The sequence below is a fragment of the Bacteroidia bacterium genome (assembly GCA_019695265.1).
Lineage (GTDB): Bacteria > Bacteroidota > Bacteroidia > JAIBAJ01 > JAIBAJ01 > JAIBAJ01.
Window position 1 is genome coordinate 17,280 of the sequence record JAIBAJ010000045.1, and the last position, 10,180, is coordinate 27,459.

A 10,180-nucleotide genomic window follows, 5' to 3' on the forward strand; every position below is an offset into this window, starting at 1 on the left:
GTTAAATGTCGTCGGTTGAAACGATACCGCTGCCTTTGAAATAGCGGCTGTAGGTCAAAACGATTTCATGCAACTTAGCCTGGGCTTGAGCAACCAGGCTATCGCTGATAACCAGATTGGATGCTGCAAAAATCCGACCTCTCACTACGGTGGAAGAGGATGATTGTGGCTTAAAAAACTCAATTTCCAGGTTGAACCCTCCAGACCTCGAATACAAAAAGAAAAACAAAATGGGTGGCAAAATGGTGAAGAGCGTTGCAAAACCTAAAATTAACCATTTCTTGTTTTTGCCATATCCCATGCGGATTTGATAAATTTCCGAGGTGGGTAACATGGTAGTAAATTTTCCTTCAACTAGGGTTAAGGTCCGTGGCGTAATATAAATGTTCAGGTTTTGATTTTTTGAGCCGACCAGTTTTAAAAACCATGGAATAAAACCGGCCTTAGTTGCCTGAACCTGAAACAATAGTTCATCCTTTATTTCTACCGGAGGTGTAGTTTCAAAACGATCCAGTAAGCCTTCTACTTTTGGCGCTAATAAATTGGCAATGAGTCCCATTTGTTGATAAAATTTGCGGTTTAAAAATCAGCGCAAGGTGGGAAGTTTATCAATATCCGATTTTTAAAAGAAGTGCAAAAATTAAACTTCCAAGGCCTACCTTTCATCGTTTAATTTGCGAAAAAAACCGACCATCTATTTTCGTTTTGTTCTTGGATACCCGAAAAAAAGAGAAAAATTCATTCTTTATTTTCCTCTATTGTCGCCGATTTGGTCGACAAATTAACTTGCTTTCTATCATTTTTCCGATACCAACGAGGAAAAAAAAACTGCATTCATTCTTAAAGGTCAAGGTTCAAATATTTCCGGATTTTGTTGGGTAATGGAGGTTTGGCGGTCACCTACTGTCTAAAAGTTTTCGCCCAACATTCTTATTGTGCAGCAAGGGGGCATAGCAAAAAACAGTTGGCGGAGGGTGACCAACATTCTAAGTAATTAAAAAAATAGTCCATTCATTAGGATTGACTTTTCCAGCATTCCCTATCTTCGCCCAATGCAATTTCGTTCCCTGCTTTCCGCGGCCCTTTGTTTGGCCTTTACCTGGTCTGGTATAGCACAAGTTACTTTCCCCACGAATGGGGTAGTTGCCAAATCGCATGTGGCTTATGCCTTTACCAATGCAACCATTTATGTCGATTATCAAACCATCCTTGAAAATGCCACCCTGATCATCCGCGATGGAAAAGTGGAAGCGGTGGGTACCAAAATCGATTTACCTGCCGATGCCATTGTAACCGATCTCAAGGGCAAGTTTATTTATCCCGGACTGGTGGAATCCTATTCCAACTACGGAATGCCGGAGGTAAGACGCAATCGGGACAACCCCGGACCACAGCTCGAATCTGCAACGAAGGGAGCCTATGCCTGGAATCAGTCCTTAAAGCCCGAAACCGATGCATCACGCTTGTTTACCTACAACAAAGATAAGGCCGCTGAACTGCGTAAACTAGGATTTTCTACAGCTCTTACCTTTTATAACGATGGCATTGCAAGGGGAACTTCGGCGGTGGTTTTGTTGGGTGAAGACAAAGAAACCCAATTGTTGATAAAAGAAAAGGCAAATGCTCATTACTCCTTCAACAAAGGTAATTCCACCCAGGATTATCCCTCTTCCTTGATGGGCAGCATTGCCTTGCTTAGGCAAACTTACCTCGACGGGTTATGGTACAAAAACGAAAAAGCCAAATTACAGGAAATGAACCTCAGTTTGGAGGCTTGGAATCAAAACCAAAACCTAAGTTCTATATTTGAAGTAGGAGACAAACTTTCTGCCCTACGTGCCGATAAATTAGGAGATGAATTTAAAACCCAGTACATTTTAAAAGGAGGTGGGGATGAATACCAATTGTTGGATGAAATAAAAGCAACGAATGCCACTTTTATTTTACCGGTTAATTTCCCCGATGCTTACGAAGTGGAAGATGTTTATGAAAGTTGGGAAATTGCATTTGAAGATCTGAAACATTGGGAATTGGCCCCATCCAATCCGGCTATGCTGCAAAAAGCCGGGGTGCGTTTTGCTCTAACATCGGCCGATCTTAAAGACAAATCGGATTTTTGGACCAAAGTTCGAAAATCGGTTGAGCGAGGCCTTAGTGAAAGTGATGCCTTAAAAGCCCTAACCCTAACCCCGGCCGAAATTGCCGGAGTTTCTTCCTTAACCGGAGCTTTAAAACCGGGCATGTTAGCCAACTTCCTGGTTACAAGTCATAAACTCTTCGATAAGAAGAATCAAATCTATGAAAACTGGATTCGTGGCAAACAGTATATCATCAACGAACGTCAAACCATTGACCTTCGGGGAACATATACCATGAAAATCGCCGACAAGCCGGGTTATACCCTCGAAATTAAAGGAGAAATAGCCAAACCGGAAGCCAAATTAATAGCGCCGAAAGACACTACCAAAATAAATGTAGATATAAGCCAACAAAGGCAATTCGTTACCCTCTCATACTCTGCCGACAAAAAGAACCCCATCAAAAACCGACTTTCCGGTCGTCTCGATGGCTTTACCCTTTCCGGTGAAGCAGCCTTCCAAGATGGCAGTTATGCTTCCTGGTCTGCCACCCAAACTTCGCCCTTTACTGAAGAAATAAAAAAAGATAGCACCAAAGCCGATTCAAGCTCGTTGGGTAAAGTATTATTCCCGTTTTCAGCTTACGGAAATGAACAACTCCCAACTCAGGAAAAGGTACTATTTAAGAATGCAACGGTATGGACCAACGAAAAAGAGGGCGTTTTAAAGGAAACCGATGTACTCATTGAAAAGGGTAAAATTGTATCTATAGGTAAAAACCTCGATCCGGCAGGTGCCAGGGTTATTGATGCAACCGGAAAACACTTAACCCCCGGAATTATCGATGAACATAGTCACATAGCCATCAGCAAAGGTGTGAATGAAGGCACCCAAAGCGTTACTGCCGAAGTAAGCATTGCCGATGTTGTAAATAACGAAGACATTAATATTTACCGACAATTAGCAGGTGGAGTGGTTGGTGCTCAATTGTTGCATGGTTCGGCCAATTGCATCGGCGGACAAAGCGCTCTTATTAAGTTGCGCTGGGGAATGTCGCCCGAGAAAATGAAAATAGCTGGCGCTGATGGATTTATCAAATTCGCTCTTGGTGAAAATGTGAAACAAAGCAATTGGGGCGACTTAAATACAGTTCGTTTCCCTCAAACCCGCATGGGTGTGGAGCAAACATTTTATGATGCTTTTATCAGAGCAAAAGAATACAAAAAAAATCTGGCCGACTATAACGGAAGTAAAACTCAACCCGCACCACGCCGAGATATTGAATTGGAAGTATTAAATGAAATTTTGGAAAATAAACGATTCATTACTTGCCACAGCTATGTGCAAAGTGAGGTAAATATGTTGATGCACGTAGCCGACAGCATGGGTTTCAAAGTAAATACATTTACCCATATTTTGGAGGGTTACAAAGTGGCCGACAAAATGAAAAAGCATGGGGTAGGTGGTTCCACTTTCAGCGATTGGTGGGCCTATAAATGGGAAGTAAACGATGCTATTCCATACAATGCAGCTATGCTAAACAAGGTTGGGGTTGTTACAGCCATCAACAGCGACGATGCCGAAATGGGGCGCCGACTCAACCAGGAGGCAGCCAAAACCGTAAAGTATGGTGGTGTTTCGGAAGAAGATGCCTTAAAAATGGTGACTTTAAATCCGGCTAAATTGTTGCATTTAGATAGCAAAATGGGAAGTATAAAACCCGGAAAGGATGCCGATTTGGTGCTTTGGAATGGTCCCCCACTAAGTATTTATACCAAGGCCGATTATACCTTTGTAGATGGGGTTTGTTACTTTGATAAAGACAAAGATGTTGCCGCCCGAAGATCTATGGCCGAAGAGCGAACCCGCATACTTCAGAAGATGATTAAGGCAAAAAAGAACGGTGAGAAAACCCAAAAACCCGAAACCAAAACTTACCGGGAATACCACTGCGAAACGGTAGATGAAGAGGTGGTGGATTAGGGGATTAATTCTGTTTATTTGGCGGGTCCCATTCGCCAAACCGGTCTATGTTGTAAATGGAATGAGGTGCAAGGCGAATGGTCGGGCTATTCGTTCCTAGTCCTCGTCGCCCCAGGCTAGCGCCATGGGTCTCCTGTGGGCTATCCACTACTATCCCTACCCGAGGGTGAAGTGCAAGGTAAGTATTTTTGAGCGTATTAAAATTGATTTAAGGCCCTTTAGAGCCAAAGATACTTTACTTGTTAATATTTCTTGTAAATTTTACAGCTAAATAGGCGTTTGGCAAATGCTATATTTCTAAAAATCAATGATATAATTAGAATTGTATTTAAGATCATAAGGAAAAAATACAGCAATATTTTAAAAATTCTGTAATGGTTGAAAATTTATTTTTTTTCATAAAATTTCTTGTCTTTTACATAAATAAATTTGGCAATCCTATTTGTGAGGCAAAGCCTTTCAAGATAAGAAACCAATTGTTCTTCTGTAAAAAGAGCTAAAATAAATTTTATATAATGAAGCCCACTTCAAAGCTTATTGACAATTCTTCCGAATCCTATTATTTCGGAACGATATTTAAAGAATTATTAAATGACCATTCATTTTCGCAAATCTCCATTGCTACGGGTTATTGGGATTTACCTGGAATGGTTGAAATTCTTAAAGAATTAAACCATTATCTGGGTCGTGAAAATACAACTTTCCGATTATTATTAGGTGAAGAGCCATCTGTTAGAGCCTATCAAGTTAAGAACGCAAAACTACAAGACCCTGATTTCCCTGAAAAATATTTGAAAAAAGACTTAGAGGACTTGGAATTAAAAGTGGAGTTTCAACAGGTTGCCGACTTGCTAGGAAAATACTTGAACGAATCAAATAATGGAAAATTTCAAGTCAAAGTTTACAAAAAAAACTTCCTTCATGCAAAATGTTACATTTTTGGATCAGATGAAGAAAATGCCATTGGAATTATCGGCAGTTCCAATTTCACTAAGCAAGGACTATTTGGCAATTTGGAATTAAATCAATTGGAAGATAACAATGCTACCGTAAATTTTATTCGCAAAAATCATTCTCAACATCCTTCACACCGCTCTTGGTTTGAAGAATTATGGAATGATAGTGAAGATTGGAGTATGACATTCAAAGAGGAGGTGCTTAAATTAAGCAAACACGGAGCCACCTGCTTTAGTGCTTATGAAATGTATATACATGCCCTGTATCGAATTTACAATCAGGATTTATTAGATGAGAAAGAAAATAAGGTTGACATAGATGACCCAGCTTCAGGGAAACCCCAATTGTTAAAGTTTCAAATTCAAAATGCCAATTCACTAATCAAAAAATTGGAGCGCCAAGGTGTTGCCATGCTTTCTGATTCTGTTGGATTAGGTAAGACCTACACCGCAATAAAGGTAATTGAATATTATAAACAGAATTTGAATCAGCGAGTAGTAGTAATTGCACCGGCTGGTCTTATACAACAATGGCGAAAATCATTTGATGATTTCAAAGTAGTTCATATTCCTGAAATTTACAGCTTACAAGACACCGAAAAAATCAAAGATGTACGTGAAAATCTGAAATCTATACCGGTTGGATTATTTGTTTTTGACGAAAGCCATAACCTGAGAGCATCTGGTGGACAGCGCTTTGATGTGTTTATAAAATGGAGACAAGAAAATGAAAATGCCAGAACGTTGTTGCTAACCGCAACCCCAATCAACAATCAGTTAGCTGACCTTACCAATCAAATTATGTTAGGTTCCGGTGGCGAAATTTATAAGTTGGGTAAATTTTATGATCGAAACAGACAAAAATATTTTACACTTAAAGAACGCCTTGAACTTCTTCAAACTGATATGAGAAGACAAATCCGAGATAGCGGATTTATTAATTATCAGCAAGTTAAAGAACAGCTTACTCCTTTGCTGAATCGCTTTATTGTTAGACGAACAAGGCAAGGAATTGAAAAAGAATATCCTGAAGGATTGGAGATAAATGGCAAACTTCAAAAATTTCCAAAATCATTTCCTGATAATTTGGAGTATGAAGTTCCCAATCAGTTCAAATCGCAACTACTAAAGCATGCAGATCCTTGTCCTGAATTGAAAAGAGCTTTCAATTATGAAATAAGCAGTTTAGCAGAATTGGAATATCTAGCTCATCCGCTTGACTTGTTTGACCATTATACCGAAAGAGGTAAACCTATTCATTCTTCGCTTGAAATTATTTATACAGCACTACTAAGTTTGGGTTTTCCTTGTTATCGTTATAATATCTATCGGCATGCTTATTATGGACGAAAACGCGGCGAATTGGAATTGAATGCTGATGAAAACAGGGAGCTGAGCAGACAGATTGGTATTTACGGAATATTCAGAACCGTATTTTTAAAACGTTTGGAATCTTCCCTTTTCTCAATCAATAAATCCATTGTCAGCTATGAGAAAAAGTTGATTGATTTTCAATCCAAATTGGAGCAATTCAATAAAATCATTTCCGTAAAAAATCTTTCAGCTTTAAACAAAGCCATTGATGCTTATAATGAGCAAAATGCTGAGGAAGACGAACTAGACTTTAATATAGAAGATTTTGAAAATGTAGAAGAAGGCTTTGCCAGTATTGTAGCCGATGACGGTGTATTTAATGTAACACAACTGAAAGCTGACATCGGAAAGGATCTTGCTGTCCTGAAAATTCTCAAAGAACAAATCAAATACCTGTTAGACAGGGACGACAAGATTCAGGAATTAGCTAAGCACCTAAATCAAAATGAAGACCGAAAAGTGTTAGTTTTCACCTACTTTGCCGACACTTTACAATATCTTGCTGAAAATCTTTCACAATATTTAGTAAAAGGTAAAAACATAGAATTTGCCTTGGGCTCAAAAAGTGAAATTGAGGATTATGCCAAACGCTTTGCTCCTGTTTCAAAAAAATATGAATTGAAAAACGGAGAAAAGGAAATTGATTTTCTGATTGCTACAGATAAACTTTCTGAAGGACAAAACCTGCAAGATTGCGGCATGATTATAAATTATGATTTGCATTGGAATCCCGTGCGAATGATACAACGTAATGGCCGTATCAATCGCCTTGGAAGCAAACATGAAGAAATTTTCATTTACAATTTTCGACCTGAAGATCAACTCGAAAGTTATCTACAGTTGGTCCGTAAACTGGAAGATAAAATCAACCTGATTCGTTATACCATAGGAACCGACCAATCCATATTAGACGAAGATCCCGAACCACAAGATTATACCGAAGACCTCTATAGTCGTGATGAAAAGAAACGTTTGGCTGCATTTCAAAAAATATTTGAAACATCAGAATTGCTTGCTGCCGAAGATTTATTTATGGACGACCTGAGGGCATTTGATCGCAATGAGGAATTTACTTTATCCTACAAAGAACAAATAAAAAACATGCCAAAAGGAAAATGGGGTAAGGTTCAAATGCGAAAAGAAGAGGATGATTTTGTTCATCTGGCTCACTTGGCCGCCGGTGAAAAGGATACTTTTGAAGCAGGATATTTTGTGGCTTTCAGCAAAGATAAAATTGGTGAGTTGCTTTCTAACACAGAAGGTTTGTTGCATATAAAGGCAACCAGCGAACAAAATGAACGCTTTGCCGATAAATTCAAACATAAACCGGAATCCGAGGCATACATCTTGGATTTTATTCAACACTATCAATTTTCGGAAGAAGAACATCAGGTGCGATACAATGAACCCCAAAAAGCGGCTATCCTGTATTTGAAAAATAAAATGATTGAATATGGTTATCCATTTGATGAAATTGATAAGGTTGAGCAATGTATTCAACACTCTCAAAATGCTTACATCAATAAAGAAAGCATGAAACTTGTACGTTTGGTAAACCGCATGAACCGAAGAAGGGAACATATTGGCGAAAACATCATTCAACTTTTCATTTCATTGGCAAATCAATACAAACCAGAAGAAAAAACGGACAAAGCCCCGCTTAGTGAAATTATTCAAATTTTTGCATGACGATTAACGAAATCAATATAAAATTGACCCAACTCGCAGAAAACCCGTCAAGGGACTACGTGTTGGATTTTGCTTTTGCCCTGCTGCAATGGATGCAAGTTGAACCCAATGCATTAAACAAACCGCAATTACTCTCTCCTCAAACGCAGAAATTAAAAGATTTTTTGGCGCCAGCTCCACAAACAGTGCAACCTCAATTGTATCGTATAAGCGCCGAAAATCAAAATATACGAGTGCGCTTTGCCGTACTTAAAAAACTGAAAAAAGAGTATATTAATCAGTTGGTTGACAACGACCCCGGATTAACCAGTTACCAAGCTTCCATAAAAGGCATTGTTAATATTCCGGGTAAACCACAATACATTCCACAACAACCTTATTTTATTCACTTTGTAACTACTCCTGATTACGATAAATTAGTTCTCATTTTCAATCAGGGTGAACAAAAAAGAATTGTTTCCTTCCGCAGAAGATTAACCACCACACAGTACCATAAAATTATCCAGCAATGGCAGGGTGTTGGTTCTAAACCGAAACCCGAAATTGCCGACCTGCTGTGGAAATCGCTGGATATAAAAGAGGTAAACAAAGAGTTTTATAAACAAGTTAAAGAACGATTTGATGCCTTGTTAGGCATTGTAAAAACGCAACATACTACGGCCACAGAAAATCAAGTAAAGCAATTTACCGTTCGCTTAATTGGTCGTTATATTTTTTGTTGGTTTCTAAAAGAGAAAGGCATTATTGACCATTCCCTCATAGGTAAAAAAACCATCGAAGAAACAGATAATTACTACCAAAATGTATTGCTCAAATTGTTTTTTGAAACCCTGAATACCAAAGTTCAGGACAGAAACCCATTAACTCACAACAAGCTTTTTGAAAAAATACCTTACCTAAACGGTGGTTTGTTCGATGAAAGTGAAGAAGACAAACTATTTACTGATTTACAATTAGATGCATGGCTTTTGCCTTTCGTTGAAATTTTAGAGAGTTATGATTTTACTGTGGACGAAAGCAGCAGCCAATATCAGCAAGTGGCGGTTGACCCGGAAATGTTGGGACGCATTTTTGAAAACTTACTCGCCAGCCAAAACGAAGAAACCTCAACATTAGCCAACCAACGCAAAGCCTTTGGTGCTTTTTATACGCCACGTGAAATTGTGGATTACATGGTAAATGAAAGCATTAAAGCCCATTTGCAAACACAGTGGGAACAACATAGCATCAGTCAAAAAACAAAAACCTTAAATAACCCTGAACAAGCAGGCGACATCTTTGGCAATAAAAAACCACAGCAATTAGCCATAGAAACCAAACTTTATGAGCTGAAAGAAGAAGAAAAAAGCAAGATAGAAAAAGCCATTGAGCCCTTATTTGCTGCCAACCCTGATGCCGCACAATTAAAAAAGGAAGAAAAAGCTTTGTTGCTTCAATTTTTGGAGCAAATTAAAATTTTAGATCCTGCATGTGGCTCTGGGGCCTTTCCAATGGGCATTTTGCATAAATTGGTGGAGCTGCATGAAACCCTGGGCACGGTAAAAAGCCCGTATGAACTAAAAAAGGACATCCTAAGCCAAAATATTTATGGGGTGGACATTATGCCCATGGCCATAGAAATAGCTCGCTTGCGGGCTTGGTTAAGTTTGGTATTGGAAGAAAATTACAACCCTAAAGACTCGGTACACAATTTTGGCGTAAAACCATTGCCCAATCTTGATTTTAAATTTGTTTGTGCCAATAGTTTGATTGATTTGGGACTGGATGCTTTTATTCAAGAGAGTAAAGGAACGTTTCACGAGGGCTTCACTAAAAAACTGGTAAACGATTTGAAAGATTTGGAAGCATTACGGACACAGTTTTTTACGCCGGCATTGGCGAGTAACGAAAAGGAAGAACTTAAAAAGGAATATTTTGAAAAACGTGATAAGGTAGTTGCGGATATTGAAGCCGACAGCGACCCTATATTGAAAACCATAGCCCAAAAAATAAAACACTGGAACCCCTTTGACGATAGCCAACCCAGCCCATTCTTTTCGCCCACCTGGATGTTTGGTATTGAAAAGGGTTTTGATGTGGTGATTGGGAATCCGCCGTATG

At 38.9% G+C, this 10,180-nt stretch carries 4 protein-coding genes; 3 read left to right on the forward strand and 1 reads right to left on the reverse strand.

Annotated elements, in window-relative coordinates; all coding sequences use genetic code 11:
• Position 1 precedes the first annotated feature (1 nt).
• Positions 2 to 559, reverse strand: a complete 558-nt coding sequence (locus K1X82_08310; GenBank protein ID MBX7182100.1) for a hypothetical protein — start codon at positions 557 to 559, stop codon at positions 2 to 4.
• Positions 560 to 1,052: 493 nt separating this feature from the next.
• On the opposite strand from K1X82_08310, the gene K1X82_08315 reads away from it, so the two are divergent.
• From K1X82_08315 to K1X82_08325, 3 genes are all read left to right on the forward strand, one after another.
• Positions 1,053 to 4,061, forward strand: a complete 3,009-nt coding sequence (locus K1X82_08315) for an amidohydrolase family protein (GenBank protein ID MBX7182101.1) — start codon at positions 1,053 to 1,055, stop codon at positions 4,059 to 4,061.
• Between the two features lie 515 nt (positions 4,062 to 4,576).
• Positions 4,577 to 8,080, forward strand: a complete 3,504-nt coding sequence (locus tag K1X82_08320; GenBank protein ID MBX7182102.1) for a DEAD/DEAH box helicase family protein — start codon at positions 4,577 to 4,579, stop codon at positions 8,078 to 8,080.
• Positions 8,077 to 10,180: hypothetical protein (locus tag K1X82_08325; protein ID MBX7182103.1), on the forward strand; the 2,104-nt coding region annotated here is incomplete at its 3' end. The genes K1X82_08320 and K1X82_08325, both read left to right, overlap by 4 nt.